The 25,699-nt window shown below is 61.5% G+C and carries 27 protein-coding genes; 14 read left to right on the top strand and 13 right to left on the bottom strand.

What is annotated here, in order from left to right:
* On the top strand, positions 1–1,525 hold a 1,525-nt coding region (locus tag NW809_RS01700; protein ID WP_414401405.1), incomplete at its 5' end, for a hypothetical protein.
* Here the strand turns inward: NW809_RS01700 and NW809_RS01705 are convergent.
* The 4 genes from NW809_RS01705 to NW809_RS01720 form a co-directional block, all read right to left on the bottom strand.
* Positions 1,519–2,712, bottom strand: coding sequence for a glycosyltransferase (locus tag NW809_RS01705; RefSeq protein ID WP_414401406.1), 1,194 nt, complete (start codon positions 2,710–2,712; stop codon positions 1,519–1,521). The two genes, NW809_RS01700 and NW809_RS01705, sit on opposite strands and share 7 nt — an antisense overlap.
* A gap of 2 nt (positions 2,713–2,714) precedes the next feature.
* Positions 2,715–3,128 (bottom strand): PH domain-containing protein, encoded by a 414-nt coding sequence (locus tag NW809_RS01710; RefSeq protein ID WP_011429264.1) that lies wholly within the window; start codon positions 3,126–3,128, stop codon positions 2,715–2,717.
* A gap of 89 nt (positions 3,129–3,217) precedes the next feature.
* Positions 3,218–3,724 (bottom strand): hypothetical protein, encoded by a 507-nt coding sequence (locus NW809_RS01715; RefSeq protein ID WP_240527286.1) that lies wholly within the window; start codon positions 3,722–3,724, stop codon positions 3,218–3,220.
* Between the two features lie 22 nt (positions 3,725–3,746).
* The gene (locus tag NW809_RS01720; protein ID WP_011429266.1) at positions 3,747–4,628 is read right to left on the bottom strand and encodes an ion transporter; all 882 of its coding nucleotides are present in this window, start codon (positions 4,626–4,628) and stop codon (positions 3,747–3,749) included.
* 140 nt (positions 4,629–4,768) lie between these two features.
* Between NW809_RS01720 and NW809_RS01725 the strand changes: the two genes are divergently transcribed.
* Positions 4,769–5,362 carry a Maf family protein gene (locus NW809_RS01725; RefSeq protein ID WP_099834680.1) on the top strand — a complete coding sequence of 198 codons (594 nt, stop codon included), beginning with the start codon at positions 4,769–4,771 and terminating at the stop codon, positions 5,360–5,362.
* On the opposite strand, the gene gatB is transcribed toward NW809_RS01725, so the two are convergent.
* From gatB to NW809_RS01740, 3 genes are all read right to left on the bottom strand, one after another.
* Complete coding sequence (gene gatB / locus NW809_RS01730) at positions 5,359–6,831, bottom strand: Asp-tRNA(Asn)/Glu-tRNA(Gln) amidotransferase subunit GatB (RefSeq protein ID WP_011429268.1); 1,473 nt, start codon at positions 6,829–6,831, stop codon at positions 5,359–5,361. The two genes, NW809_RS01725 and gatB, sit on opposite strands and share 4 nt — an antisense overlap.
* Positions 6,832–6,896: 65 nt before the next feature.
* Entirely contained in the window at positions 6,897–7,181 is a 285-nt protein-coding gene (locus NW809_RS01735) for an acylphosphatase (RefSeq protein ID WP_099812511.1), read from the bottom strand.
* The gene (locus NW809_RS01740; protein ID WP_041438067.1) at positions 7,178–7,369 is read right to left on the bottom strand and encodes a hypothetical protein; all 192 of its coding nucleotides are present in this window, start codon (positions 7,367–7,369) and stop codon (positions 7,178–7,180) included. Before NW809_RS01740 ends, NW809_RS01735 begins: the two co-directional genes overlap by 4 nt.
* 168 nt (positions 7,370–7,537) lie before the next feature.
* Between NW809_RS01740 and NW809_RS01745 the strand changes: the two genes are divergently transcribed.
* The 3 genes from NW809_RS01745 (at position 7,538) to NW809_RS01755 (ending at position 11,955) form a co-directional block, all read left to right on the top strand.
* Positions 7,538–8,980 carry a gamma-aminobutyraldehyde dehydrogenase gene (locus NW809_RS01745; protein ID WP_414401407.1) on the top strand — a complete coding sequence of 481 codons (1,443 nt, stop codon included), beginning with the start codon at positions 7,538–7,540 and terminating at the stop codon, positions 8,978–8,980.
* Between the two features lie 125 nt (positions 8,981–9,105).
* A complete protein-coding gene (gene bchD / locus NW809_RS01750; protein WP_011429273.1) occupies positions 9,106–11,124 on the top strand; it encodes a magnesium chelatase ATPase subunit D in 2,019 nt (672 codons plus the stop codon).
* Between the two features lie 81 nt (positions 11,125–11,205).
* Positions 11,206–11,955 (top strand): DUF2993 domain-containing protein, encoded by a 750-nt coding sequence (locus NW809_RS01755; protein ID WP_414401408.1) that lies wholly within the window; start codon positions 11,206–11,208, stop codon positions 11,953–11,955.
* Positions 11,956–12,317: 362 nt separating this feature from the next.
* Here NW809_RS01755 and NW809_RS01760 read toward each other — a convergent pair whose 3' ends face one another.
* Entirely contained in the window at positions 12,318–12,734 is a 417-nt protein-coding gene (locus NW809_RS01760) for a VOC family protein (protein ID WP_071813547.1), read from the bottom strand.
* A 165-nt stretch (positions 12,735–12,899) separates the two neighbouring features.
* Here NW809_RS01760 and NW809_RS01765 point away from each other — a divergent pair, with 165 nt between their 5' ends.
* From NW809_RS01765 to NW809_RS01780, 4 genes are all read left to right on the top strand, one after another.
* On the top strand, positions 12,900–13,928 hold the full coding sequence (locus tag NW809_RS01765; protein ID WP_011429276.1) for a rod shape-determining protein: 1,029 nt from the start codon (positions 12,900–12,902) through the stop codon (positions 13,926–13,928).
* A gap of 60 nt (positions 13,929–13,988) precedes the next feature.
* Positions 13,989–14,732 (top strand): rod shape-determining protein MreC, encoded by a 744-nt coding sequence (gene mreC / locus NW809_RS01770; RefSeq protein WP_011429277.1) that lies wholly within the window; start codon positions 13,989–13,991, stop codon positions 14,730–14,732.
* Positions 14,719–15,348, top strand: coding sequence for a rod shape-determining protein MreD (gene mreD, locus NW809_RS01775; protein ID WP_099812506.1), 630 nt, complete (start codon positions 14,719–14,721; stop codon positions 15,346–15,348). The genes mreC and mreD overlap by 14 nt, the downstream gene beginning before the upstream one ends.
* Before the next feature lie 287 nt (positions 15,349–15,635).
* The gene (locus NW809_RS01780; RefSeq protein ID WP_011429279.1) at positions 15,636–15,863 is read left to right on the top strand and encodes an indolepyruvate ferredoxin oxidoreductase subunit alpha; all 228 of its coding nucleotides are present in this window, start codon (positions 15,636–15,638) and stop codon (positions 15,861–15,863) included.
* A 38-nt stretch (positions 15,864–15,901) separates the two neighbouring features.
* Here the strand turns inward: NW809_RS01780 and NW809_RS01785 are convergent, their stop codons facing one another.
* Positions 15,902–16,540: a YIP1 family protein gene (locus tag NW809_RS01785; RefSeq protein ID WP_240527284.1), complete on the bottom strand. Its 639-nt coding sequence runs from the start codon at positions 16,538–16,540 to the stop codon at positions 15,902–15,904.
* 338 nt (positions 16,541–16,878) lie between these two features.
* Positions 16,879–18,810 (bottom strand): protein kinase domain-containing protein, encoded by a 1,932-nt coding sequence (locus NW809_RS01790; protein ID WP_414401409.1) that lies wholly within the window; start codon positions 18,808–18,810, stop codon positions 16,879–16,881.
* 130 nt (positions 18,811–18,940) lie between these two features.
* Between NW809_RS01790 and NW809_RS01795 the strand changes: the two genes are divergently transcribed.
* Positions 18,941–19,798 (top strand): inositol monophosphatase family protein, encoded by an 858-nt coding sequence (locus NW809_RS01795; RefSeq protein ID WP_099812504.1) that lies wholly within the window; start codon positions 18,941–18,943, stop codon positions 19,796–19,798.
* On the opposite strand, the gene NW809_RS01800 is transcribed toward NW809_RS01795, so the two are convergent.
* Together NW809_RS01800 and hemE are read right to left on the bottom strand one after the other, a co-directional pair.
* Positions 19,753–20,736: a glycosyltransferase family 2 protein gene (locus NW809_RS01800; protein WP_011429283.1), complete on the bottom strand. Its 984-nt coding sequence runs from the start codon at positions 20,734–20,736 to the stop codon at positions 19,753–19,755. The two genes, NW809_RS01795 and NW809_RS01800, sit on opposite strands and share 46 nt — an antisense overlap.
* 61 nt (positions 20,737–20,797) lie before the next feature.
* A complete protein-coding gene (hemE, locus tag NW809_RS01805; protein ID WP_414401410.1) occupies positions 20,798–21,886 on the bottom strand; it encodes a uroporphyrinogen decarboxylase in 1,089 nt (362 codons plus the stop codon).
* A 224-nt stretch (positions 21,887–22,110) separates the two neighbouring features.
* On the opposite strand from hemE, the gene crtE reads away from it, so the two are divergent.
* The 4 genes from crtE to NW809_RS01825 all read left to right on the top strand — a co-directional run bounded on the left by crtE (position 22,111) and on the right by NW809_RS01825 (position 25,074).
* Entirely contained in the window at positions 22,111–23,004 is an 894-nt protein-coding gene (crtE, locus tag NW809_RS01810) for a geranylgeranyl diphosphate synthase CrtE (protein WP_011429285.1), read from the top strand.
* 80 nt (positions 23,005–23,084) lie between these two features.
* Entirely contained in the window at positions 23,085–23,546 is a 462-nt protein-coding gene (locus tag NW809_RS01815; protein ID WP_041438070.1) for a divergent PAP2 family protein, read from the top strand.
* A gap of 42 nt (positions 23,547–23,588) precedes the next feature.
* Positions 23,589–24,206, top strand: coding sequence for a hypothetical protein (locus NW809_RS01820; RefSeq protein WP_011429287.1), 618 nt, complete (start codon positions 23,589–23,591; stop codon positions 24,204–24,206).
* A gap of 31 nt (positions 24,207–24,237) precedes the next feature.
* Positions 24,238–25,074 (top strand): SirB1 family protein, encoded by an 837-nt coding sequence (locus NW809_RS01825; protein WP_414401411.1) that lies wholly within the window; start codon positions 24,238–24,240, stop codon positions 25,072–25,074.
* 51 nt (positions 25,075–25,125) lie between these two features.
* On the opposite strand, the gene NW809_RS01830 is transcribed toward NW809_RS01825, so the two are convergent.
* Positions 25,126–25,368 carry a hypothetical protein gene (locus NW809_RS01830; protein WP_041438072.1) on the bottom strand — a complete coding sequence of 81 codons (243 nt, stop codon included), beginning with the start codon at positions 25,366–25,368 and terminating at the stop codon, positions 25,126–25,128.
* Between the last annotated feature and the right edge of the window lie 331 nt (positions 25,369–25,699).

Consider the following 25,699-nt stretch of genomic DNA (forward strand, 5'->3'; position numbering starts at 1 on the left):
GCTGGAAGCGCAGGCCCAACTGCAGGAGCGGGAGCAAGCTTTGCAGGCTTGTCAAGAGGAGAAGGCGCGGCTGGAACAACGTCCTACCCTGGAAGCTTTTCAGCTCCAACAGCAGCACATTGAAGAGTTACAAAATCTTCTCTGGGAAATGGAGCGCCGACCCACGCTGGAGCACTACCAGATCCTGCAGCAACAGTTGCAGACCAGCCAAGCAGAAATCGAAACCCTGAAGGCAGAACTGCAGCGGCGCGTCGATCCGGCCCGGTTCTATCAACTGCAGCAGGAGCTCTGGGAGCTGAAACAGCAGGCCAACCAGTTGGGGGAATACGCCGTCAAGTTGCCGCAGGTACAGCTTTTACAAGCCCAATCGCAGCTCCGCATTCAAGCGCTGGAGGAAGAGAAGGCGCAGTTGCAGGCGCAAATCCAGGAGCTGGCCGCTCGGCCCTCTGCGCAGGAAATGGAAGCCCTACGGGCGGAGCTGGAGGCGGCCCACCGCCAGGCCGAGGCTGAGGGGCAGCGTCTCAAAGCCGAGCTGGAAAGCGAAAAGGCACGCCTGCAAGCCGACCTGAATGCAGCGCAGCAACGTCTTCGCGAATTGGAAGAACGCCCTTCGCAGGAGCAATGGGCAAGCTTGCAAGCGGAGCTGAACCAGTTGCGCCAACAAGCCTCTTTTGCCAAGGCCGAGCGAACCACCTTGCTGGCGGAGCTGCAGCAGAGCCAGCAGCGCCAGGCAGAACAGGCCCAGCAAATTGCCAAACTGGAGGCGGAGCTGCAGGCTCTGCGCCAAGAGCGAAAAGCCCAAGTGGATCCCAGCGGCGAGGCGGAGTCTCTGCAGACGCAGCGGCTCCTTGCTCTAGAAGAGCAAGTGCAGGCTCTCACCCGGGAGCTCGACGCCTTGCGGGCCGAACGGGATCAGCTTCTCCAAGAGCTGGCTCAGCGGCCCACCCTTGTCCAGTGGCAGGAAGTGCAGCAGCAGCTTCGGGAGCTGGCCCAGCGACCAACTCGGGAAAGCCTGGAAGAAGCCCGGCGGGCACAGGAGCTGGCGGAGGCCCATCATCTGGTTAGCCAGAAACAGATCGAGAAGCTGCAGCAGCAGGTGGCGACTTTGAAAACCGAGTGTGTGCAGGCCCACGCCTATGCCCAAACTCAGGAAAAAGAGGTGGCCCTGTTGTTGCAACGCAATCAGGAGCTGGAGGAGCAGCTAGCCGCTCTGCGGCAGTCGTCTGCGGCTCCTCCCCAAGCAGGTGTCGAGCTCAGGTCTGGCCGCCCGGCTCAGGAACGGGTTCAGGCGGCAGCTGAAGGGCCTGCTCCCTCCCCAGCGGTGGCTGCCGCCCCACCCACCAGCCGACCCACAACTGGGAGAACGCCCGCTGGTGGGATCCCACCCCTTGCCCTTGAGGAGCGGCAGGATCGGGCGGAGAAGCTGCTGAGACGCTCCGCCTTGGCGGCTGCACGGGCTGGGGGAGAAGGGGGCAGCCGCAGCCGCATCGAGTTGCCGGCTTTTGTACAGCGGCGGCCCTACTGAGGCTGCCATTCTTGCGGATCCAAGCGCTCTCCCGCCTGGAAACGGGGCCAGGCCCAGCGCAGCAGGGATCCCAACTGGGCGTGGAACCGCTCCGGCGCAAATTGCAAGGCATGGGTCCGAATCCGCTGCGGATCCCATTCCTGGCGCTCCGCCTGGCGCAGCCCTTCGACGAGGGCTTCCACCCTGGCTTCGGGGATGAGGATCCCCGTCTGGCCGTGGATGACGGTCTCGCGGGTGCCTCCCCGGTTCAGGGCGACCACAGGACGACCACAGGCTTGCGCCTCCACCGCCACCAGGCCAAAATCCTCTTCCCAGGGAAACAGCAGCAGCCGGCAATTGGCCAGCAGCTCCTGCAGGCGGTCTTGGGGCTGGTGGGGCAAAAACTCCACTTGCGGCCCTGCCAGTTGCTTCAGTCGCGGCAGCTCCGGCCCTTCCCCCACCACTACCAGGCGGCGGCCCAGCTGCTTACAGGCAGCGATCGCCAAATCCACCCGCTTGTAGGGCACCAGCCGGCCCACCACCAGGTCGTAGTCGGCTTGGGGATGGGTTACCGGCTCAAACCCCTGCAGCGGCACCGGCGGATAGATAACCACAGCCTCGCGGCGGTAGAGCTTGGCCAGGCGCCGGCGGATGTGCTGCGAGTTGGCAATCAATAGGTCTGGCCGCTGGGCTGCCACAAAGTCCCACTGGCGCAGGCGGTGCAACAGCCAGCGGCTGAGGGCGGCAAGCGGGCGGATCCCTGTCAACCCCTCTCGCTCAAGATAGAGCTCCTGGTTTTCCCAGAGGTAACGGGGCGGGCTGTGGATGTAGCTTAGGTGCAGGGTGGAAGGCCCTGTCAGGATCCCTTTGGCGAAAGCATGGCTGCTGGAGATGACGCAGTCATAGGCGGAGAAATCGAAGCTCTCATAGGCCAAGGGCATCCAGGGCAGCAGGTACTTAAGGCGCCCATGGTAGTTGCGGCGCAACACCCCTAGCCCCTTGGCCCAGCTTTGCAAAAACGAGGTGTAGATTGGCCGATCCTGCCAGCTCGGCGGCAAGGTGTGGGACGAGAAGAGGCTGACGTAGAGAGGTGCCTGTGGGGCAAAGGCAAGGAGCTCCTGCAAAACCTTTTCCGATCCCCCTGGCCAGATCAAATACTCGTGCACCAGCGCCAGGCGCTGCGCCCAGGAGGGATCCCAAGCAGGCATGGCTAGGCTTGGGTCGAGGGGGACCTTTTGCCGATGGGCCCGCTTACTTGCCTGGCTTTCTCGTCCAGCCGTTCGCTGATGTAGGCGTAGATCTCGCGGAAGCGGGGCACTGCCCGCATCTCTAGGCGGCTGCCGTCTTTGAGGGTGAGCACCATATCGCCCCAGGTGCCTAGGCCCCGTGGCACCGTCACCACCTTGGCAATCTCTTTGTAAATGACATCAGAGCGCTCCTTGCCGCCCCAGCCGCCGATCACAGTGATGCGACGGTTGGTTATCCGGTAGTGAACCCAAAGCTTGCGCACCAGGGCGCCCACAAACAGAGGCAAGCCAACGAGGGTGAGGCCGAGGAAGGAGTTCAACACTAGATCGCCCGTGTGAGGGCCGCCCTCAAAAAAAACTTCTTCTTTGATCGCCATGCTCAGCCCACCTAATGTCGAATGTCAGCATCAACAATGCTAAAAACAATCTTAAGCTAAACGGTTTCTCACCCCAACTGTCTGCCGAGTTAGCGGTGGATGCGGGATCGAGTCAGTTTTTGGAGGGCTTGCCCCGAGCGGTAGGTAGCCAAGATCAGGTGAACAAACAACACCATCACCACCAGCGCCACCGCCACCGCCCCGACATTGCCCAGCCAGCCCCACCCTTCCAGACCTGTCAGAGCCACCAAAGCCCAAGAGGCAGGGTGCAGCATTCCCCCCAAAAGAAGAATCTGGGAGAACAGGTGCCCGGCTGTGAAGCGGGATCCCAACGCCACCAGCGCCAGGCCGCCGCCGATGTTGATCAGCCCCATATTGCCCAAAAAGGCGTAGCAGATGTGCCAGGCGTACTTTTGTTTGGGCACCTCTTGCCAGGAAAGGGGTTCCCTAGGGATCCCTGGCAAATCTTGCGGAGCGGGCAGCAGCGGCTGAACCTGACTGAGGATGAGGCCCAGGACGATGGCTGCCAGCAGCATCACCACTCCCGCCTTTACATTGAGCTTGCCAGGGATGGCCAATTCAGGATGTGCCAACATTGCAGGTTCTCTCGATCCCGTCCTAGCCTATCCTGTCTTTGCCCCCAACCGGCAGATTGGCCAGCGGACTGCTGGCTGGAGAGGCTTGGCTATCCGGATAGAGCGGCGTGCCGCAGCGCTTACAAAACTGGGCATCCTCATCGTGCTGGGAGAGGCCGCATCCCGGGCAGGCCCACTGCAGCGAGGTGCCGCTTTTCACCAGTTGCTTGATCAGCTCCCCTACTTGCCAAGGGATCAGGGCCACGCCCGTCAGGATCATCAGCACCGTCAACAGCCGGCCCAGCTCAGAGGTGGGGGTGAGATCCCCAAACCCTACCGTGGTCATGGTAACAACCGAAAAGTAGAAAGCATCCAAAAAGGTGGCAAAAGCGCCGGGATTGGCCGGATGTTCCACCTGGTAGATGAGGCCAGAGTAGACGAAGACAATCGCAAAGAGAGTAAAAAGGATGCGCAACAAGATGCGGGTGTCGGCGGAGATGACCTGACCAAAGAGGGTCTTGCCCTCCACCAGGCGCAGCAGCCGCAAGATACGAAACCAGCGCAAGAGGCGGATAAAGCGAATATCCGTCAGCCCGGCAAAAAAAGGCAAAATCGCCAGCAAGTCAATGAGCGAATAGAGGCTGAAGACGTAGCGCAGCTTCTGCAGGGCCGCTGCCCAGCGCAGTAGATATTCCACCACGAATAGGCCGAGGATGAGGCGATCCAGCCGCTCCAGCCCAAGGCGGAGTTGGGGGGGAATGGGGTAGGTCTCCACTACAAAAAAGGCAGACGAACAGAAAACCAGCACCGCCACCAGCCAATTGACCCAGCGGCTTTCGGGTGTGTCCTGATCCCCCCAGTAGCGCTGGAGGAGGCCAGCAGGGGCAAGCTCAGTTTGGGTGGCCTGGGAGGGTAGGGTGGTCACAGACGGGATCCCGTTGGGAAGAGATCGAGAGGGTTTCCCTTGAGCGCCTATCGGGCGTACCTTGACTAGGTTAATGGAAACTAGTAGTAGAGCAAACTTCAGTCCTGCAAACGTCTAGGCTTGAGTTGAGCATTGAATCGATGTTGCCTCCCATTGTCCTGGCTTCGCAATCTCCTGCCCGCCGCCAATTGTTAGAAGCTGCCCGGATCCCTTTTCGCGTTCAACCCAGCTACTTTGACGAAAGCCAAATCCAGAGCCCGGATCCGGTGGAGCTGGTGCAGAAGCTGGCTGCGGCCAAAGCCGAAGCGGTGGCGGCTCAGCAACGGGAGCCCGTCTTGGTGATCGGGGCTGACTCCGTGCTCTACCTAGGGGGGGAGATCCTGGGCAAGCCGGCCAATGCTCTAGAGGCGGAACGGCGCCTGCGGCAAATGCGGGGCGAAGTGGGAGAGCTCTACACGGGCCATGCCTTGATTGACACGAGGCAGAACCGCCGCCTCGTCCACTATGCGGTAACACGGGTGTTTTTTGCCAAGCCCAGCGACGAGGAGATCCGCGCCTACGTGGCCACCGGCGAGCCGCTCAATTGTGCTGGCTGCTTTGCCATTGACGGCCGCGGCAGCTTGTTTGTGGAGCGGATCGAGGGGTGCCCTGGCAACGTCATTGGGCTGAGTTTGCCGTTGCTGCGGCGCATGATCCAGGAATTGGGCTATTCCCTCACCGAAGCCTGGAATTAGCCGTCTAGATGCCGCTTGAGCAGCTCGTTGGCCAGCTTGGGATCCGCCCGTCCTTGGGTTTTTTTCATCAGTTGCCCGACAAAGTAGCCGAAGAGCTTGGTTTTGCCCTCCCGGTACTGCTGCAGTTGCTCGGGGTTCTCGGCCAGCACCTCGGCGATCATTGGCTCCAAGAGGCTGCTATCGGAGATCTGGGTCAGGCCCTTGGCCTCCACCAGGGCGCGGGCCGAGCCGCCTTTTTCCAGCAGCTCCGGCAGGATCTCCTTGGCAATTTTGCTGGAAATAGTGCCTTGCTCGATGAGGCCGATTAGCTCAGCCAGGGTTTCCGGCTTCAAGGCGATGTCCGGGTAGTCCAGCTTGTGGGTGTTGAGGTAGCTGGCGATGTCGCTCATCATCCAGTTGGCGGCTGCCTTCGGGTCGGCGCCGGCAGCAACCACGGCCTCAAAGTACTCGGCGGTGTTGCGTTCGTCGCTGAGGTAGCGGGAGTCATACACCGAGAGGCCGTACACCTGTTGGTAGCGCCGCCGCTTCACACTGGGCAATTCCGGCAGCTCCGCCTGCCAGCGGGCTTTTTGCGCTTCCGTCACACGAATGGGCGGCAGATCCGGCTCCGGAAAATAGCGGTAGTCGCTGGATCCCTCTTTCTTGCGCATGCTGATGGTGCGCTGGCTGTTTTCTTCCCAGAGGCGGGTCTCCTGTACGATGGGCTCGCCTGCTTCCACGGCCTTAACTTGGCGGTTGAACTCGTACTCGATGGCCCGCTGGATGGCGTTGAAGGAGTTCATGTTCTTGATTTCCACCTTCGTGCCAAAGGTCGGGGAGCCCAGCGGGCGCACCGAGATGTTGACGTCGCAGCGCAGGGATCCCTCCTGTAGGTTGCCATCGCACAGCCCGGCGTAGCGGAGGATGCGGCGCAGCTCCTGTACATACTCGGCTGCTTCTTCCCCAGTGCGGATATCCGGCTCGCTGACGATCTCGATGAGGGGAACTCCTGCCCGGTTGAAATCTACCAGGGAATAGCTGGATCCCGACAGCCGATCGCTGCCGGCATGCACCAATTTGCCCGCGTCTTCTTCTATGTGCAAACGGGTGATGCCGATGCGCTTGCTGCGGCCGTCGCTGAGCTGGATCTCGACCCAGCCGTGGGTGGCAATGGGCAGGTCGTACTGGGAGATTTGGTAGTTTTTGGGCAGGTCGGGGTAGAAGTACTGCTTGCGGTCGAACTTGCTGTAGGGGGCGATGGTGCAATTGAGGGCCAGGCCAGCCTTGACCGCGTATTCCAGCACCTTCTCGTTCAGCACGGGCAGGGTGCCGGGCAGGCCCATGCAGACAGGGTCAATTTGGGTGTTGGGGGGAGCGCCAAAGGCCGTCGCGCTGCTGGAGAAGATCTTGGAGCGGGTGCTGAGCTGGCAGTGCACCTCCAGCCCAATCACAGCTTCGTATTCCACTTTGGCAGGGGCAGCAACCGTCATGGCCAAACGAGAAAGAGTAGGTTTTCCCATTCTAGTGGGATATCGCTAGCTGCTGAGCTGCTGCCTCAAACGGTGGGGCGGATCTCGAAGGTGGAGAGGCCTTCGGGTGGCTCGAAGCGGTGTTCGACGGCCTCCACCCGCGAGCCGGGGCTGCCCTGCTGGCACCAGCGCAACATCGCCTCCACCGCCGCCGGGGATCCTTCAAAAACCGCCTCCACCCGGCCATCCCGCAGATTGCGCACCCAGCCGTGGACGCCGGCGTTGCGGGCCATGGCTTCGGTGTAGGCCCGAAACCCCACTCCCTGAACCCGCCCGCGCACCCAAACGTGAACGCGAACCCTGTCGCTCATGCTGAGGGGGATCCCTCCGAGGTGTTGCCAAGTTCTGAAGCCGAGGGCGACTCGGCTGGCTGGGCCGTAGCTTTCTCCGCCTGCTGCTCTAGGCGCTGCCAGAGAAAGTTGACAAGGGCAACCAGTCCCACGATCCCCAGCGAGATCCCGCCGGCGTACCCAATGGCTTGCCACAGCACAGGAGACATAGGCCAACCTCGCTGGTGCAGAAAGCTCCCTTCTGACCTTACCAGACGGAAACCCCAGAGAGAGGGGATCCCTGGCGGCTTGGCCCTCTCCTCGACAACGCCCTCCAAGCTGGACAAGATTCGGCACAATGGGGAGAAGTGTTGCTAGCGAGCAGTTGAGAAGAGGCCATGGCCCACAAACTCTGGATCGACGGCCAATGGGTTGACAGCCAAGGGGGAAACCTGATGGACATCGAGAACCCGGCTACGGGCGAGCAATTGGCGGAGGTGGTGGACGCCAGCCCTGCCGATGTGGATCGGGCGGTGCAGGCGGCCCACACGGCTTTCTACGATGGCCGTTGGTCGAAGCTCACCCCCGGCGAGCGATCCCTGGCCCTCTGGAAGTTGGCGGATCTCATCGAAGCCCGCGCTGCCGAGCTGGCCCGTCTGGAGTCGGAAAACACCGGCAAGCCCTACGAGCTGGTCAGCTTGGGAGGGGATCTGGCCTTTGCGGTGGATAACCTGCGTTTCTTTGCCGCTGCCGCCCGCGACATCCATGGTTTGAGCGCCGGAGAATACGCCAGAGGTTACACCTCGCTATTTCGCAAGGAGCCAGTGGGGGTGTGCGCGCAAATTACCCCTTGGAACTACCCGCTGCTGATGGCCGTCTGGAAGATCGGCCCCGCCCTGGCTGCCGGCTGCACAGTAGTGCTCAAGCCCGCTCCCACCACCCCTCTGACTACCCTGATGCTGGCGGAGCTGACTGCTGAGGCCGGGATCCCGCCGGGGGTGGTCAACATCGTTACCGGAGGCGATGCTACCGGCCAAGCCCTGGTGGAGCACCCGCAGGTACGCATGGTCAGCCTCACCGGCTCTACTGCCACTGGCAAGCAGGTGATGCGGACGGCGGCAGACACTCTCAAGCGGGTGCATCTGGAGCTGGGAGGCAAAGCCCCGTTTTTGGTTTTCGAAGATGCCGACGTGGAGACTGTGGCCGCCAAGGCTGCTTTTGCCGCCACCTTCAACAGCGGCCAGGACTGCACGGCAGCCACCCGCCTCTATGTGCACGAGAGCAAGCTGGCGCAGATGCAAGAGGCCATCGTCGAGGCGATGCGCAAAGTAAGGCTGGGATCCCCTTTTGAGGCGGGGGTGGAGATGGGGCCCTTGGTCTCGGCAGCCCAGCGGGAGCGGGTGAGGGGATTTGTGGAGCGGGCCAAAGCCGAGGGAGCCAAGGTGCTGACCGGCGGGCGGATCCCTCCTCAGTTTGACCGGGGCTACTACTACGAACCCACAGTGATTACCCATGTCGATCAAAAAGCGGAGATCGTGCAGAGTGAGGTTTTTGGGCCGGTCCTCACGCTCGGCTCGTTCCGCGAAGAAGCGGAAGCGCTACGCCTGGGCAATGACGTCCTATACGGGCTGGCGGCTTCTGTGTGGACTCAAGACCTCGGACGAGCCATGAAACTGGCCGCCGATCTGGAGTTCGGAACCGTCTGGATCAACGATCATCTCCCCATCGCCTCCGAGGCTCCCCACGGCGGCTTCAAGCAATCGGGATTTGGCAAAGATCTCTCGGCAGAGGCCGTGCGAGAGTATCAAATTGCCAAGCATGTGATGATTGCTACTTGTTGAGGGGTGGCTCTGGCAACCTCGTTCGAGGAAGAGGCTAGCGGTAGCCAGTTGGCAAGGCTCCGGGAAACTCCTACAAGCGATAGACTTGAGTGCATGTCTCCCTACCTCGAGCCCCTATCGTGCCGATGGCCACGTTCTACTCCTCAACCTCAGGATCGGCAGCTCTAGCCCCTCCCCGCACTTTCCCTCTTACCGCCGTGGTCGGCCAGCAAACCGCCAAGCTGGCTCTCCTGTTGGCGGCGGTGGATCCCAGCTTGGGAGGAGTGGTGCTGGTGGGGCCGCGCGGCACGGCCAAGTCGGTCTTGGCCCGAGGGATCCACGCCCTGCTGCCCCCCATCGAGGTGATTGCCGGCTCCTATTGCAACGACGACCCGGCGCGGCCCGAGACCTGGTCGGACTGGGCCAAGGCCCGCTACCCCCAGGGAACGACACCCCCCACCCAGGTGATAGCCCCTCCCTTTGTCCAAGTGCCTTTGGGGGTGACCGAGGATCGGCTCTTGGGATCCGTGGATGTGGAGGCCTCGGTGAGGCAGGGGGAAACGGTTTTTCAGCCGGGGCTCTTGGCTGCCGCCCACCGCGGCGTGCTCTACGTGGATGACATCCACCTCTTGGACGACGCCATCGTCAACCTGCTGCTGACGGTGGTGGGAGATGGGGTCAACCGCCTGGAGCGGGAAGGGCTGAGCCTGCAACACCCCTGCCGGCCTCTCTTGGTGGCCACCTACAACCCCGAAGAGGGATCCCTGCGCCCCCACCTGCTGGATCGCCTGGCGCTGGTGGTGCCGGTGGGGCAGGAGCTGAGCCTGGAAGAGCGCAGGGAAATTGTCCAGCGGGCAACGCAATTTGTCGACGCTCCCGAGTCCTTTCTGGCGGAACACCAAGCGGAACTGGAGGAAATCCGCACCCGCATTCTCCTGGCGCGGGAGTGGCTGCCCCAGGTCAAGCCCAAGCGGGAACAGATCCTCTACCTGGTGCAAGAGGCCATCCGCGGCAACGTCCAAGGCCATCGAGGGGAGCAGTTTGCCCTGCGGGCCGCCTGTGCCCTGGCCGCCCTGGAGGGACGGGATCGCCTGGTGGCCGAGGATCTGCAACAGGCAGTGCAACTGGTGCTGCTGCCCCGCGCCCGCTACGATCCCGACCAACCCCCGCCGCCACCCCAATCGCAACAGTCGGATCCCCAGCCGCCAGAGCCCGACAAGGAGGGGGAAGACAGAGAAGAGACGGAGCCCCAGCCGGAAAATCCCAGCCTGCCCCAGGAGTTTTTCTTCGATCCCGAACAAGTGGCCCTCGACCCACGCCTCTTGGCCTTTGCCCAATCCCTCAACCAACAAGGGAAAACGGGATCCCGCAGCCTGGTGTTCAGCGCCGACCGGGGCCGCTACGTCAAGCCCATCCTGCCCCAGGGCGCCAATCCCCGCATCGCCGTCGACGCCACTCTGCGGGCGGCTGCCCCCTACCAGAAAAGCCGCCGCCAGCGGCAGCCGGGGCGGGCCGTCATTGTTGAGCCCGGCGACATCCGCGCCAAGAAGCTGGCCCGCAAGGCAGGGGCCTTGGTGATCTTCGTGGTAGACGCCTCCGGCTCCATGGCCCTCAACCGCATGCAGGCGGCCAAAGGCGCCGCCCTGCGCCTGCTCACTGAGGCCTACCAAAACCGCGACAAAGTTGCCCTGATTGCCTTTCGCGGCGAGGCTGCCGAGGTGCTGCTGCCCCCCACCCGCTCCATCGAGCTGGCCCGCCGCCGCCTGGAATCCCTGCCCTGCGGCGGGGGATCCCCACTGGCCCATGCCCTCACCCAAGCGGTGCGCCTGGGGGTGAACGCCCGCGCCAGCGGCGACGTGGGAGAGGTGCTCCTGGTAGCCCTCACCGATGGCCGGGCCAACATCCCCCTCAGCCGCTCCCTGGGACGCAGCGAAAGCGATCCCATCGACCTGAAGCAGGAGCTGCGGGAGATCGCCCTGCGCATCCGCGCCCTGGGATTGAAGCTGCTTCTCATCGACTCGCAGAGCCGCTTTGTAACCACCGGTTTCAGCGCCGAGCTGGCGGAACTGGCGGGCGGACGGTACTTTCATCTGCCCCGCGCCACCGACCAGGGGATCGCAGCCGTGGCCCGCTCGGCCATGCAAGAGGGACGCCCATACCCTTGAGAGAGCAGCTCTCCCTCGGTAGGAGCTGTAACTTTTCTTAATGGTTGGTTATGATCCCTGTAGGCGCTCTTAGCTTGCCCTATGGTCACAGGACTCCTGCCAGAACTCTCTTTGCCTCATCCCATGCTTACTGACTGGGTCAGCCGGGGAGTGAGCGCAGCCATTCGCGCTCTCTTCAAGCAGGCAGAGCGGCTGGAGGCGCGCGTGCGGGCAGAGCCCATTGCCAAGCTGTTGCAAGGACGCATCGACAGCTTTGAGCTGGTGGGCCAGAACCTGCAGATGTACAACGGCCTGCGGCTTTCGCTTTTAGAGCTGTTTTGCAACGCTGTAGCCATTGACTTTAGCCAAATCTGGCAGGGTCGGATTAAGCTGCGGCAGCCGGTGCAGGCCAGGATGCGGGTGGTGCTGAGCGAAGCGGATCTGGCGCGCTCCTTTAACACGCCTTTTGTGCTGAACAAGCTGGCTCAGGTGGATCAGGGGGGCAAGCCGCTCTCATTTCATCAGGTCGAGGTTCACCTCACCCCAGAGCAGCGGTTGCGATTGCAGGCCGAGGTTCAGCCAGGGGGAGAAAAGCCCTTGCAGGTGGGCTTTTCCGCTCGCATCGAGGTGCTAGAACGTCGCCGCATTTGCCTTGCCGATCCGCTGTTTGAGGGCGACACGGAGGAGGGGCGGGCCCTGAGCCGAGCCTTGGTGGATCACCTGAATGCGCTCCTGGATTTGGATCGGCTAGCCCTGCAAGGGAGCAAGCTGCGACTAGATCGGGTGTGCCTACAGCCTCACCAGATGATCCTCTACGGCAGCGCTGCTCTGGTGCGGTTTCCCACCCGCTAGCCCCCCTGGGAAAATGCTTGACAACCTTTTGGAAGGCGGGTACGCTCAGGGGTGGTGAGGAGTGAAGAGAAGAAGCCTCTGGGGTCGAAACACGGACAGACGCCCAGAGGTTTTTTCATGACCTGCTCAGCCTCAACGGGGACACCGCCATCCCTACCTAGCCTCCGAGTTTTAACTATTCTCAACCACAGGGGATGGGGGACTTTTCCCAACACCCCGGCCTCTTGCCCCAATTGGGAAAAAGCCTGTCCCCCCAAACTGGCTACGACCCTTTGAATTCAGGCTGGGACATAGCACCTGCCACAACTTTTTTTGCTCGAAAAGGTTCCAAAGAGTCTCCCCTGAGCCTCAGGGGTCTTGGTTCAGTTGCAAGTCCCCTCCCAGGTCATCGCCTGCCAGAAGGCCGCAGAAGGTTGGTGCAACACAATGCGATTGCCATCGGGATCCCGGAAGTCCACCTCCTGGCCGTGAAAGGCCTGCCGCAGCGGCGAAACGGAGATCTGGTGCTCCGCCAACACCGCCGCCAGGGATCCCAGGCATGCCGCCAGATCCTGCACCTGCAGGCAAAGACTTGCTGCTCCCGCCTGGGCGGCAAACTCTGGATGGAGACTGCGGTAGAGGCCCAGTCGCAGGCCAGGCAGGCGAAACTCCACATACACTGGCTCTCCCTCCCTGGAGAGCTGGACTTGGGGCGGGATCCCCAAGAGGGCCTGGTAAAAGTGCAACAAACGGGGCAAATTGGGGGTGGCCAAGCTCAGCAAAGCTGCAGCAATCTGCATCGCAACCGGAAAAAGGAAGCTACTCATTCTAATCCGAACTTCCGCTGATAGCCAGCCCTAACTGCGCCACTCGGAAAGGGATCCCCGCCTCTCCTAGGATTGGACTATAGTAGGTAGCGAGACTTGCTGCTCTTTCTTCACGAATAAAAACTGGAGCAACCTACCGTGGGGCTATTCAGCCGATTTTCCCGTGACATGGGCATCGATCTGGGCACGGCCAACACCCTAGTCTATGTGGCTGGCCGCGGCATTGTCCTACAGGAGCCCTCTGTCGTCGCCATCGACCAAAACACCAAACAACCGCTGGCCGTGGGGGAAGATGCCAAAAAAATGTTGGGCCGTACCCCGGGCAACATCGTGGCTGTGCGTCCTCTGCGGGATGGGGTGATCGCCGACTTCGACACGGCGGAGATGATGCTGAAGCACTTCATCCAGCGGGTGCATGGAGGTCGTTACTTGATCGCCCCGCGCATCGTCATCGGGATCCCAAGTGGGGTGACCGGCGTAGAGCGACGGGCAGTGATGGAAGCGGCCCTGCAAGCCGGCTCGCGGGAGGTGTATTTGGTGGATGAGCCGGTGGCAGCAGCCATCGGCGCGGGGCTGCCGGTGCAAGAGCCCACCGGGAACATGATCATCGACATCGGCGGCGGCACCACCGAGGTGGCCGTCCTCAGCTTGCAAGGGATCGTCCTCAGCGAGTCGGTGCGGGTGGCAGGAGACGAGCTGAGCGAGGCCATCATTCAGTACATGAAAAAAGTTCACAATCTCACCATCGGGGAGCGCACTGCCGAAGAGATTAAAATTCAAATCGGCTCTGCCTACCCAACTCAAGAGGAGATGACCATGGAAGTGCGGGGGCTGCATTTGCTTTCGGGTTTGCCCCGCACTGTGACGGTGAAGAGCACTGAGATCCGTGAGAGCATGGCCGAGCCCCTCTCGGTCATTGTGGAGGCCATCAAGCGCACCCTGGAGCGCACGCCGCCGGAATTGGCGGCAGACATCATCGACCGCGGCATTATGTTGGCGGGAGGGGGGGCGTTGCTCAAGGGGCTAGACGCCCTGATCAGCCATGAGACCGGGATCCTGGTTCACATTGCCCCGGATCCCCTCAGTTGTGTGGTGCTCGGTACAGGGCGGGTTTTGGAGGATTTCAAAACCTTGGGTCGAGTGTTGAGCGGCAGCTTCAAGGGTTAGAGGAGTTTCCTCTGAATCCCTGATTCGAGGTGTGAGTCGAGTGGGTTAGAGAGGTATTGCTTGAATCGGCTACACCAGTGGTGGATGCGTTATGGTTTGGGGTTGCTCCTGTCTGCTTCGGCGATAGGAGGGGCGTGGGCTTTGCGCCAGACCCAGGGATCCCTGCTGGTGGAGCTGTACAGTTGGCTCACCGCACCCATCCGTCCACCTGTGGATCCTGACGCCGTACTTAGCCAGGCCGCCACCCGCGAGCTACAGGCCCTGGTGGCCGAGCTGCGGCACCAAAACCGCGAGCTGAAGCGCCTGCTGCAATTTACCGAGCAAATGCCCCAAGCAGGGATCCCGGCGGCGGTGGTGGGCCGCAGCGCCGATCACTGGTGGCAACAGCTCACCCTCAGCCGCGGCAGCCAGCATGGGGTCAGGGTAGGAGATGTGGTTATGGCACCGGGGGGATTGGTCGGGCGGGTTGAGGCGGTAACCCCCAACACCAGCCGCGTGCTGCTTATTAGCGATCCCACCAGCCGTGTCGGGGTGATGCTCAGCCGCAGCCGGCACATGGGCATCTTGCGGGGCACCGGCACCCAGAACGCCATCTTGGATTTTTTCGATAAGGATCCCAAAGTGGAAGTGGGGGATGTGGTGGTAACTTCGGGCCTGAGCAGCTTCTACCCGGCGGGGGTTGTGGTGGGAACGGTTCGAGCCATCAACCTGGATGCCAGCCCTGCCCCACAAGCCACAGTCGAATTGTCGGCGCCCCTGGGCCTCTTGGAGTGGGCCTTGATTTACCGCTATGCTCAACCTTAAGTCTCGCCTCAATTGGCTGGTCACCGCCTTGTCAGGGCTGTTGGCGGTGGTGGCCCCTTGGTGGCGGGGGCCGGGCTTGGAGCTGGCGGGCCTAACCCCCGATTGGCCCCTGATCTGGGTGGTGTGCTGGAGCGTGCGGCGCAAGGCTTGGCAGGGGGCTGTTGCCGGGATCACATTGGGTTTTCTGCAGGATGCCCTGACCAACCCTTATCCTACCCATGCCCTGGGGTTGGCGGTGGTCGGGATCCTCACGGCCAAGTTGCAGAAGCAGCGCTACATGCAAGAGGACTTCATCTCCGTGGCTTTGATCGTCTTCGGCATGGTGGTGATTGCCGAGACGCTGATGGCGCTGCAATGGATGTGGCTGACGGCCTCTCAGGGATCCGCTGGCCTCGAGCCGGCGGAAATGGCAACTTGGTTGGATGGGTTGGCAAACTCCTCGCCTGCCGCCGGCGCCATTGGCGGCGATGGCCCCCGTTCTCTGGAGAGCATCTGGTGGAACCATCAGCGCAATGCCCTCACGTCGGCCATTTTAAGCAGCCTGTGGGCCCCCGCTCTCTATTGGCCCCTCAGCCGTTGGTGGCAATCTCAAGAGCGGGATTTGAGAGAGACCTAGCTGCAGGTTCTGCCGCCAGTGATCTGCATTCCCCACAGCCGCTGCCGGGCGCGATGGGACATCGGTTGCACAGCTACTGCTCCCAACGGCGGCAAAACGGTTCCTTGCCCCATTTCCTCTCTCCCTAGGAGAGGAACGGGGGGTGAGGGCTTGGGGTCGCTCTCAGAGGGATCCGTTTTCGCCTAAAATGACAAAGCCCTCTGCCACCCACTGCCAACGGGCCAACAGACTCTGGGCCAAGCGGATGGGAAGGTGTTGAGGTTGACTCGATTGAGGGAGAGGGATCCATGCCTCATACCATCGTCACCGATATTTGTGAAGGCGTTGCCGACTGTGTGGAGGCCTGCCCCGTCGCCTGCATTCACCCTGGGGACGGCAAAAATGCCAAAGGCACCGACTACTTCTGGATCGACTTTGCCACCTGTATTGACTGTGGCATCTGTCTTCAGGTTTGCCCTGTGGAAGGGGCGATCCTGCCGGAGGAAAAACCGCACCTGCAGCGAGTGCCCAACTAGCCCGGCGGGCTGCTTCTTCCCAATTTTGCAATTGCCTTTCAGCCCAGAGAAGCCAAAGCCACAACGGCGCTGGTCAACCAGTTCAAGGACAGGAGCCCGCCCAGGAAGGCCAACGGGATCAGACCCGCCAGGCGCCACCACTCCAGATCCAGCGCCACCGCTGCCGCCCGCACCTGCCAAACCACAAACCACAACAGCGCCACGAACCCCAACAGGGATCCGGCCACTCCGCCCAAGGATTGGGCAGGTCCCAGCAGCAGCCAGGGCAGGCCAGCAAAGCCCGTCAGGCAGAGGAGCGACGCAAAAGAAGGGGCAGCCCGCCCAAAACAAAAGGCCAGGGCCTGCAGCAGGGCCGCCAGGCTTACCCATCCCAGGAAGCCTGCCAGCAGCGCCAGCACCATGCTCGGCAGGTTTACCCCGAAACGACGCACAGCCTCGAGAATGTTCAGCAGCGCCACCACCCCAAAAGCTTGCCAGAGAACAGGCTGTTGCCGCAGCGAGCGAAAGGTGGGCTCCGGCAGAAACCAAGCGCCGTAAATGTTATCCAACAAAGAGTCGAGCATGGCCGGCAAAAAGTCGGTCTGCCCTCCTATCCTAGCCCAACGACAAGAGGGCTCCTCCAAAGCCAAGCAAATGCCGATCCCGTCCTTGGCAAAGCCCTGATGAGCACTTGACAAGCACGGCCCGCAGATGCGGTATGATGGGCTAAGGATTCTGAGGCGTTGGTGACTGCCGTTACGTTTTTGCGATCGATACCCTTCGACAATTAGGACGGGTGTGGATGTGAGAGCAGTAAGCCAAACTCGATTTGGAAACTATCGATAGTCATCCCCGATGTCCTACACTGGCTTTTCCAGGTCGAAAACCACGGTAAAACGGCGCAATAGGATCCTCGAGAAGGCTCTCGCTGGAGGGCCTTCTTGCTCTTAATGGCTGCACGGGATCCCTCGTCAGGCAAGTTTTGAGGGGAGCTGAGGTGGTTGTGGGATGGGGGTTAGGCGGCCTGTTGTTTGGCCTATTGGCAATTTTGAACGGCAGGGATGCGGCGCCAATTTAAGTTAGCAAGCACCAGGGCGCTGAGGGGACGGGTGTGAGCCAGCAGCCCGGCAAGGAGCAGCAGCCAACGGCTCAAGGCAGAGCCGGCCAACAGCCAATGGATGAGCAGAGCTGCCCCTCCTCCTTCTACCCCTGCCGCCAAGACCCAGGCCCAGGCAACTTTCCCATGCCGGGACAGGAGGATCCCTTGCAATCCACCGACGCCAAGCCCCACCAGCAAGCCACGCAGCGGGCTGGCCATCGCCTGCAAGGCGTTCTGCAGCCAGGGATCCCTGGGATCGAAAGCGAAGGTTGCCATCCCCGCCTCCAGGGTATCTGCTGCTACCCAACCCAAAGCCGTGGCCAGCAGCGTGGCCGCCACCCACCGCCAAGAGACCTGCCGCCGCAATACCGCCCACTGGAGTAGCCCCATCCCCAAACCCAGGCCGGCCCCGGCCACCGCTCCTTGGAGCGAACCCAAAGCAGCCAGCAGGGGAGCTGCCGCCCCCAGCCCCAGATAGCCGATCCCAGCCGCCGCCCAATTGGCCAGGAGCCAGCCCAGGGCCAATCCTTTGCTCTGGCGGGGCTTGCCTGAGGTGGGGAGGGTGGGCTTCTGGTGGGGGCTAACCTGTTCCTGGCCGACCTGCTGTTCGACCTCGCGCAGCCCCTGTTCTGCCGAGGGGTTACCCGGCTCCAGCCGCAGCACTCCTTGATAGTCCATCTGGGCAAGGCCCCAATGGCCCTGCCGCTGGTGGGCCAGGCCGCGGTATAGGTAGTAGCGGGCTTCGTTGGGGGCACTCTGGATCAGCTTGTTAAGCAGGTGGACAGCCATTTTGTATTCGCCTGCCTCGATCAAACGCACCGCCCGCTGCAGCTCTTCTTCCTCAGCTTCCGAAACAGGGGCGGCTCGGCTCTGCTGGGTGGCTTGCTGGCCAAAGCCGGCAGGGATCCGCTGCAGAGGAGCCTTTTGAGGGGGAGGCGGGATCTTGTCCCCATAGACGGCTCGGAGCTGCTGGGCCAGCTCCTCCATGGTGGCCGGGCGAAGGGCAGGGTCTTTCTCCAAGCAACGCAGCACCACCTTTTCTAGGGCCTCAGGGATGGGGTGGGGCAGCGGATGGTCTTGAAAAGGGCGGGGCTTTTGAAAGTTGTGGACGTGGTACCAGCCCTGCAGGGTGTCGGTCTCTGGCTCGAAGGGCAACGCACCGGTTAACAGCTCGTACAAAACCACCCCCAGGGAATAGATGTCGGAGCGGCCATCCAGCTTCTCTCCCCGCATCTGCTCCGGCGAGGCATAGACCATCGTGCCCAAAAAATACCCGGTTTGCGTCAGGCCACGAGAGGTTTCCCCCATGAGTTTGGAAATGCCAAAGTCCAGGAGCTTGACCCGTTCTTTGCCATCGGGCCCTTTTTGCACAAAGATGTTGCTGGGCTTGATATCGCGGTGGATGACCCCTCGAATCGAGTGTTTGCCCAGATCCATGTGAAAGTTGTGGGCGTGGTGCAGGGCCGAGCAAATTTGCAAAGCCAAGTTCACCACCCGCTCTGGGTGCAGGGGACCTTCCCGTGCCAACACATAGTCCAAGCCCTGGCCCGTGTAAGGCTTGGCCTTCAGGTACTCCATCACCAGGTAGGGCTGGTTTTGGTACAGACCGTAGGAGCGCACCTGCACAATGTTGGGGTGCTCGCCCAACAGGGCGCTGACCCTGGCCTCGTCCAGGAAGCGCTGCTGCAGTTGCTGGTAATACTCCGGCTCCATGTCTGGCGGCGGCGGGCGCAACAACTTAACGGCCACCGGCTCGTCATTCAACTGGGTATCCACCGCCTCGAACACATTGCCGTAGCCACCCTCGCTGATGTGGTGGGTCAGTCGGTAGCGGTTGCCGATCAGTTGTCCAATTAGGCGCTGGTTCATGGAGGAGGAGGGCCAGCCGAGGGGAGGGTCTACCTAAAATGATTCTAGTCAGCTTGAGGGCGCAAGACCTGTGGGTGAGGGATCCGCCCTTTTTCGCCCCAGAAGTCAGGGATCCCGCTAGGATTGGGGCATGGGTGCTTCTCCTGAAACCGCTTCTCTCCCGCCCTTCTGGCTGGAGGTTACCGAGTTTGCCCTGCAGGCCACGGCAAAGGTCGGAGCGCAGCTCTTGGCAGACTTTGGCCAGGCCTCCTCTACGGAAAAAGCGGACGGCAGCTTGGTGACCGCTTCTGACCAATGGGCGGATCGCGCCTTTCAGGAGGCAATTGCCGCGGCCTACCCGGATCACGGCTGCCTGAGCGAGGAGTCCAACCACATTTTCCTGGAGAAAGAGTGGTGCTGGGTGGTGGATCCCCTGGATGGCACCACCAATTTTGCCCACGGGATCCCCATCTGGGGCAGCTCGCTGGCGCTGTTGCACTGGGGTGTGCCTGTGTTTGGCTGTGTGCATCTGCCCCCCATCCGCCAGACTTTCTACGGCTACTGGCCTCAGTTTCCCGACGACGCGCCGGCAGGAGCTTTTCTCATCCGCCACGACCGGGATCCCGTCCGTCCTCAGCCCATTCGCCCCAGCACCGCCCCACCCGGACCCAACCAACTGTTTAATTTTTGCTCCCGCAGCAGCCACTGGATTAGCCCGCAATTTCCCTGCAAAGCCCGCATGCTGGGCGGCGCTGCCTACAACCTGCTGGCGGTGGCCGGCGGCAGCCTTTTGGGGGCGGTAGAACGCTCGCCCAAGATCTGGGATGTGGCGGCGGTGTGGGCCATTGTCAAGGGGGCCGGCGCCGTTTGGGAACCCCTTGGCCCTGCCGACCCGGATCCCGGAACGCCCTTGCTCCCCGGCAAGGACTATGGTCGGCTGACCTATCCGACGCTGGTGAGCGCTCAGAACAGGTGGATCCCCGTGTTTCGGGCTTTCATCGCTCTGTAGCTCTCGTAAACCGCCTGGACGTTGTACCAGTTGAGGAAGAAAACCCGACACAGCTCCAAGGCCAACTGCGAGCGGCCCTGCCGGATCAACCAGCGCAGCAGCGGCTCTAAGCGCTTCTCGTTCAGCCACCCCCCCAGCGACAGAAGGCCCCACAGGCATTGATGCAGAGGCGTCAGTTGGATCATCAGGCGCACGGCCCAGGTGGGGTGCTTTTGGTAAAAGAGGATGCCCATGCGGCCCCGCTGCCGCTCCCGCTCGATGAGGGCTGGGATTTGCGCCAGCTCGAAGGGCGGATGCCAATGGTAGCCGGTGGCTTGGGGGCACTTGACCAGGCGCAGGCCCAGGCGCTTTAGCCGCACCCCCAGCTCCAGGTCTTCCCAGCCGTAGAGGTGAAACCGCTCGTCAAAGGGGCCGGCAGGGGTTTCACAAGCCCGCTCCAGCCAATGGCGGGCAATGGCCACGTTGCCGGTGGCAAAGAAGGCTGCCGAAAAATCGGTGGGCTTGAAGGGCTCGGAGCAGGGATCCCGAAAATTGCAGGTGTTGATTACCCGCCCGTAGGTGAAGACCTTGGCCTCGTGGGGCGAGTCGGGATTGCCGGTAACCCCGTGTCGCCGCAGCATCTGGGCATGAGCGGCCAAAAAGTGCTCCACCACCACCAGGTCGCTGTCGATAAAGACAATGATGGATCCCTGGGCGTGGCGAAACCCCAGGTTGCGGGCGGCAGCAGGGCCGCGGTGTTCTTGGCACAAAAGCCTGATCGGCGGCAAATCTGGCGGCTGGCTCTGCAGCCATTCCAGCGTGCCATCGGTGGAGCCGTCGTCCACCACCACCACCTCGTAGCCGTCGTAGGGGCCAGGCTGCTGCTGCGCCAAGGCCTGCAGACATTTCTGCAAGATGGGACGGCGGTTGTAGGTGGGGATGATGACGCTGATGTACACCGGGGATCCCTGGCTCGTAAGGCAAACCCTACCCCTAAAGTCAAGGGGTTTTTCCATACGGCTAGAGAGCTTTGAGCAGCTCTGCCGCCTGGCGCACCGTCTCGAAAAAGTGATGGACATTGGCCTCCGGAGTGGTGTGGTGCACGCCGTGGCCCAGGTTCATGATGTGGCCGCGAGATCCCGCCTTTTGAATCACCTCCAGGGTGCGCTGCCGGATGAATTCCGGGGATCCCAGCAACACCATTGGGTCGAGATTGCCCTGCACCGCCAGGGATCCCAGGCGGGCCCTGGCCTCGGCCATATCGCTCATCCAATCGAGGCTGAACACATCGATGCCAGCTTTGCCCACCCGCTCCAACAAAGCAGCGCTGCCGTTGATGTAGAGAATGAGCGGCACCTGCGGGCACCGAGCTTTCACCTGATCCACAATTTGCTTTTGGTAGGGCAAGGCCCAGGTTTCGTAGTCGCCGGGGCTGAGCTGGCCGGCCCAGGTGTCGAAGAGCTGCACCACCTGGGCGCCGCACTCGATCTGGTAGATCACGTAGCGGGCAATGCTATCCGCCAGCTTACTCAGCAACTGATGCAACACCTGCGGCTGAGTGAAGGCCAGGCTCTTGATATGGGCATAATCTTTGGAGCTGCGGCCCTCCACGGCGTAGCAGGCCAAGGTCCAAGGGGAGCCGACAAAGCCCAGCAGCGTCGCCTTCCCTTCCACCTCGCGGCGCAGAGTGCTGAGGATGGTCTTGATAAAGGGCAGGCTTTCTTCCGGCTCTAGCAGTCGGATTTGCTCAACTTGGGCCTGGGAGCGGATCGGCGGGTCGATGAGCGGCCCCTGCTGCTCCACCAACTCAAAGGGGATCCCCATGCCCTCGAGGGGGGTGAGGATGTCGCTGAACATAATGACGCCGTCGGGGGCAAAGGCGCGAAACGGCTGCAGCGAGATCTCAATCGCCAGCTCCGGGATCTCGCAGCGCTGCTTGAAGGTGTATTTGCTCTGCAGCTCGCGGTAGGCCGCCATGTAGCGACCCGCCTGGCGCATCATCCAAACGGGGGGACGATCTACCACTTCCCCGCGGGCCGCCCGCAGCAGACGGTCGCCATCGCCGACGGAGGAAGGAGAAGCGCTGAGCTGAGCAGGTGAGTGGGACATGGGAAGACCAAGCCGGTTCAAGATCCTCAATGCATCCTGACATTGGGGGGACGGCTAGCGCAAGCTCGCGGCCCTTCCTCTTGACCCTTTCCTTAGGGGTTGCAACTTGCTTTCACCGGCTGAGGAAGGCGGATCCCGACCTAGAGTGGACATGAGATAATGTCAGCTTGCAGGCCTGTTGTAGAACCCCTTCCCGCCGTTGCTGAGTTGAGAGGAGCCCTCCCTTGGTTGCCCAAACCTTCAACCTGGACACCTACTTGAGCCAACGCCAGCAACAGGTGGAAGAGGCGCTTTCTGCGGCATTGGTTCCCGCCTATCCGGAGCGCATTTACGAGGCGATGCGCTACAGCCTGCTGGCGGGGGGGAAACGCCTGAGGCCGATCCTCTGTCTGGCGGCCTGTGAGTTGGCCGGCGGCTCTGTGGAGCAGGCCATGCCCACCGCCTGCGCCCTGGAGATGATCCACACCATGTCGCTGATCCACGACGATCTGCCGGCGATGGACAACGACGATTTTCGCCGCGGCAAGCCCACCAATCACAAGGTATTCGGCGAGGATATCGCCATTTTGGCAGGAGATGCCCTGCTGGCCTATGCCTTTGAGCATATCGCCAGCCAAACGCGGGGGGTGCCGCCGCAGTTGGTGCTGCAAGTCATTGCCCGCATTGGCCATGCTGTGGCGGCAACCGGCTTGGTAGGGGGCCAGGTGGTGGATCTGGAGTCCGAAGGCAAAGCCATTTCCCTAGAAACTTTGGAGTACATCCACAGCCACAAGACGGGTGCTCTGCTGGAGGCCTCGGTGGTTTCGGGAGGGATCCTGGCAGGGGCCGATGAGGAGCTGCTGGCGCGGCTGAGCCACTACGCTCGGGACATCGGCCTGGCTTTTCAGATCGTGGACGACATTTTGGATGTTACTGCCACCAGCGAGCAACTGGGCAAAACGGCAGGCAAGGATCAAGCTGCCGCCAAAGCCACCTACCCCAGCTTGTTGGGCCTAGAGGCTTCCCGGCAGAAAGCTGAGGAACTGATCCAATCGGCCAAGGAGGCGTTGCGCCCCTACGGATCCCAGGCCGAGCCCCTGTTGGCTCTGGCCGATTTCATCACCCGCCGCCAGCATTGAGACAAGAGGACAAGAAGGTAGATGGGATCCCTGTCCACCCTGTCGGAGACCCTGGTCGCGTTCTGGTGCCGGAGAGCCCTATGCTGCAGCAGTTGATGGCCAACCACGTTCTCTGGGTTGCTCTGCTGGCCAGTGTCTTGGCCCAGGCCATCAAGCTGATCCTGGCCTATGTGCGTTCGGGCAAGCTCAACCTGCGGGTTTTGGTGGAGACAGGGGGGATGCCCAGCTCTCACGCAGCGCTGGTAACGGCTTTGTCGGTGGGGGTGGGGCTGGAGGAAGGCTGGGACAGCCTGCTGTTTGCGGCAACGATGGTCTTTGCGCTGGTGGTGATGTACGATGCCGCCGGGATCCGTCAGGCTGCCGGCAAGCAGGCGCGGGTGCTGAACCGCCTCATGGAAGAATGGTTTGAGGAGAAGGGTGCAGATCGCTTCCAGGAGCCCTACTTGAGGGAGTTGCTGGGCCATACGCCCGTCCAGGTGATCGCCGGAGCAGCCTTGGGGGCAGCCTGTATCACGTTATCTTTTGTCCTGGGAATCAACTGAACGCAATTGGGGCATGCTAGAGCAGGAGCATCACGGGTGGTCATGGCCTCCAGTTCTCAACCTCGTCCGATCCAGCGCTGCCCGGCCTGTGGCAAGCCGATCCCGGCCTATCGCTACAAGTCCCCCTACTGCGACCACTGCGGTTGGCGGGCAACCCCGGCAGGGCAAACCCCTCAAACAGGCGGATCTGGGGGCCAGAGATCCGGAGCTCAGGGGAGTAGGATTCAACAACACATTCAGCGCCTCGGCCTGCCCCCTCTGTTGCAGCCGCTGTTGAAGTTCGACTTTTACCTCTATCTGGGCTGGGGGATCAGCCCTCTGTTTCCGCTAGTCGTGGATCGACCGCTGCTGGCCGAATCCAATTACCTGTTGCTGCTCCCGCTCCTGTTGAGCTGGGGGCTGCTCTACTTGGCAGTGCGGGATCGGCCGTTGCCCCAGGATTTGCGGCTGCCGCGGCTGCTGCTGGATGTGGCGTTTATCCTGCTGCCCTTCTTCCAAAAAATCAACGTTTCCAAGGCCCCCAACCGGCCCTACTGGAATGCTCTGCTCATCTGGGTCATCGGGCTCCTCCTGTTTGCCGCCGTGGGGCTGTGGAGCTTTAGCCTGCTTCTGACGGCATTGACGCTGCTGTTGACCAGCTTCTGCACGCTGCTGTTCTAGCCGAGATGGTTGACAAACACTCCAGCCTCCCATGAGCATTCCTGCTGCCCGCCAACGCTTCCTCCAAGAAATTCAAGCGGATCCCATCGATCTGGGCCGAGCGGCCCTCTGGATCGCCCAAGAAGCCTATCCCGACTTGGATGTAGAAGAGTATTTGGCCGCTTTGGATGAGATGGCCGCAGAAGTGCAAGAGCGTCTTCCTCCCGAGCGCTACCCCCTGCGCGTCATCCGGATTTTAAATCGCTATCTCTTTGAAGATCTGGGCTTTTGTGGCAACAGCGAAGACTATTATGACCCGCGCAACAGCTTTTTAAACGAGGTGATCGATCGGCGCACCGGGATCCCGATCACTCTTTCTCTGATCTATCTAGAGCTGGCGCGGCGGATCGATTTTCCCATGGCAGGGGTAGGCATGCCCGGCCACTTTCTGGTGCGGCCCCTGTTTGTAGACGCGGAGATTTTTGTGGATCCCTTTCATCAGGGAGAAATTTTGTTTCCCGAGGACTGCCAAGAGCGTTTGGCACAGATCTACGGGCCCAGGATCCCTTTACAAGATCATCACCTCCGCCCCACCCCTCCTCGCCTAATCTTGGTGCGGCTGCTCAACAATCTTAAGCAGATTTACTTGAGCCGCGCCCAGCTAGAGCTTGCCTTGGCAGCGGTGGAGCGCATCTTGTTATTGATCCCAGAGTCCTTGCCCCACCTGAGGGATCGGGGCTTGCTCTGTTACCAGTTGGGGCGTTGGCAGCAGGCCTGTCAGGATCTGAGGCACTACCTCAACCAGGCGACCCTCCACCCAGAGCTCAGCGGCCCCGACGAGCATTTAATCCAAGAGATCCTACAAAGGCTAGAAGCTTACTCTGACTAAAGTCAGGTGCAGCAATTGCTCGAAAAAATCCTCCAATCGAGAGCTGGCCACCTAAGCAATACGGATCTCACCTGAGATCTCGCCTTGCCATCTTTGGGTGTCGCTGGGGCTTTTGCAAGAGTCTGGAGCAGCTTTCACCTCCTGGCGAAGAATTGCCTCTACCAGCTCGTCTAAAGCTTCCAGGTCAGATAGGTTGTAGTCTTTTTCCCGAAGGATTTTGTTAATAGAAAACTCCTGCTGCAGCGTCAGGGTCGAGGATCGTAAGACCTCGTCGATAATCTCGCGAATGCTCATTACAACCTCACAATCTGATGGCAATCTCAGCGGAGAATTTGTTATCTGAGCTCATAAACCTAGAATGCAAGAAATACTTGACGTAGCCATCCTGAGGATCACGTATTTTGGCCAAGATCTAGGGCCGCCCATGCTAAGGGAAACTGCCAAGGGTACTTTCACGGGGCCTCGCCGAGGCTTGGGAGCTCCCCAGGGAGGCTTGTCCGGTTCGCCTTTCCCAATCTTTTGCGAAGGGGGTGCGAGTGATGGGTTCACCCGATAGCTGCTGCAGTTTTGGCGACTTTGGGGCCAGTCGCGCCACGAGTGAGTTGCTTGGTCTAGGATCCCGGGG

Source organism: Synechococcus sp. WC101, assembly GCF_047461555.1.
GTDB lineage: Bacteria > Cyanobacteriota > Cyanobacteriia > Thermostichales > Thermostichaceae > Thermostichus.

What these genes read in the sequence shown, in the direction of transcription:
- NW809_RS01705 (WP_414401406.1), bottom strand. Translation starts at nt 2,712, where the DNA reads ATGCCTGCTTGGGATCCCTCCTGGGCGCAGCGCCTGGCGCTGGTGCAC.
- NW809_RS01710 (WP_011429264.1), bottom strand. Translation starts at nt 3,128, where the DNA reads ATGGCGATCAAAGAAGAAGTTTTTTTTGAGGGCGGCCCTCACACGGGC.
- NW809_RS01715 (WP_240527286.1), bottom strand. Translation starts at nt 3,724, where the DNA reads ATGTTGGCACATCCTGAATTGGCCATCCCTGGCAAGCTCAATGTAAAG.
- NW809_RS01725 (WP_099834680.1), top strand. Translation starts at nt 4,769, where the DNA reads ATGTTGCCTCCCATTGTCCTGGCTTCGCAATCTCCTGCCCGCCGCCAA.
- gatB (WP_011429268.1), bottom strand. Translation starts at nt 6,831, where the DNA reads ATGACGGTTGCTGCCCCTGCCAAAGTGGAATACGAAGCTGTGATTGGG.
- NW809_RS01735 (WP_099812511.1), bottom strand. Translation starts at nt 7,181, where the DNA reads ATGAGCGACAGGGTTCGCGTTCACGTTTGGGTGCGCGGGCGGGTTCAG.
- NW809_RS01740 (WP_041438067.1), bottom strand. Translation starts at nt 7,369, where the DNA reads ATGTCTCCTGTGCTGTGGCAAGCCATTGGGTACGCCGGCGGGATCTCG.
- NW809_RS01745 (WP_414401407.1), top strand. Translation starts at nt 7,538, where the DNA reads ATGGCCCACAAACTCTGGATCGACGGCCAATGGGTTGACAGCCAAGGG.
- bchD (WP_011429273.1), top strand. Translation starts at nt 9,106, where the DNA reads ATGGCCACGTTCTACTCCTCAACCTCAGGATCGGCAGCTCTAGCCCCT.
- NW809_RS01755 (WP_414401408.1), top strand. Translation starts at nt 11,206, where the DNA reads ATGGTCACAGGACTCCTGCCAGAACTCTCTTTGCCTCATCCCATGCTT.
- NW809_RS01760 (WP_071813547.1), bottom strand. Translation starts at nt 12,734, where the DNA reads ATGCAGATTGCTGCAGCTTTGCTGAGCTTGGCCACCCCCAATTTGCCC.
- mreD (WP_099812506.1), top strand. Translation starts at nt 14,719, where the DNA reads ATGCTCAACCTTAAGTCTCGCCTCAATTGGCTGGTCACCGCCTTGTCA.
- NW809_RS01780 (WP_011429279.1), top strand. Translation starts at nt 15,636, where the DNA reads ATGCCTCATACCATCGTCACCGATATTTGTGAAGGCGTTGCCGACTGT.
- NW809_RS01790 (WP_414401409.1), bottom strand. Translation starts at nt 18,810, where the DNA reads ATGAACCAGCGCCTAATTGGACAACTGATCGGCAACCGCTACCGACTG.
- NW809_RS01795 (WP_099812504.1), top strand. Translation starts at nt 18,941, where the DNA reads ATGGGTGCTTCTCCTGAAACCGCTTCTCTCCCGCCCTTCTGGCTGGAG.
- hemE (WP_414401410.1), bottom strand. Translation starts at nt 21,886, where the DNA reads ATGTCCCACTCACCTGCTCAGCTCAGCGCTTCTCCTTCCTCCGTCGGC.
- NW809_RS01815 (WP_041438070.1), top strand. Translation starts at nt 23,085, where the DNA reads ATGCTGCAGCAGTTGATGGCCAACCACGTTCTCTGGGTTGCTCTGCTG.
- NW809_RS01820 (WP_011429287.1), top strand. Translation starts at nt 23,589, where the DNA reads ATGGCCTCCAGTTCTCAACCTCGTCCGATCCAGCGCTGCCCGGCCTGT.
- NW809_RS01825 (WP_414401411.1), top strand. Translation starts at nt 24,238, where the DNA reads ATGAGCATTCCTGCTGCCCGCCAACGCTTCCTCCAAGAAATTCAAGCG.
- NW809_RS01830 (WP_041438072.1), bottom strand. Translation starts at nt 25,368, where the DNA reads ATGAGCATTCGCGAGATTATCGACGAGGTCTTACGATCCTCGACCCTG.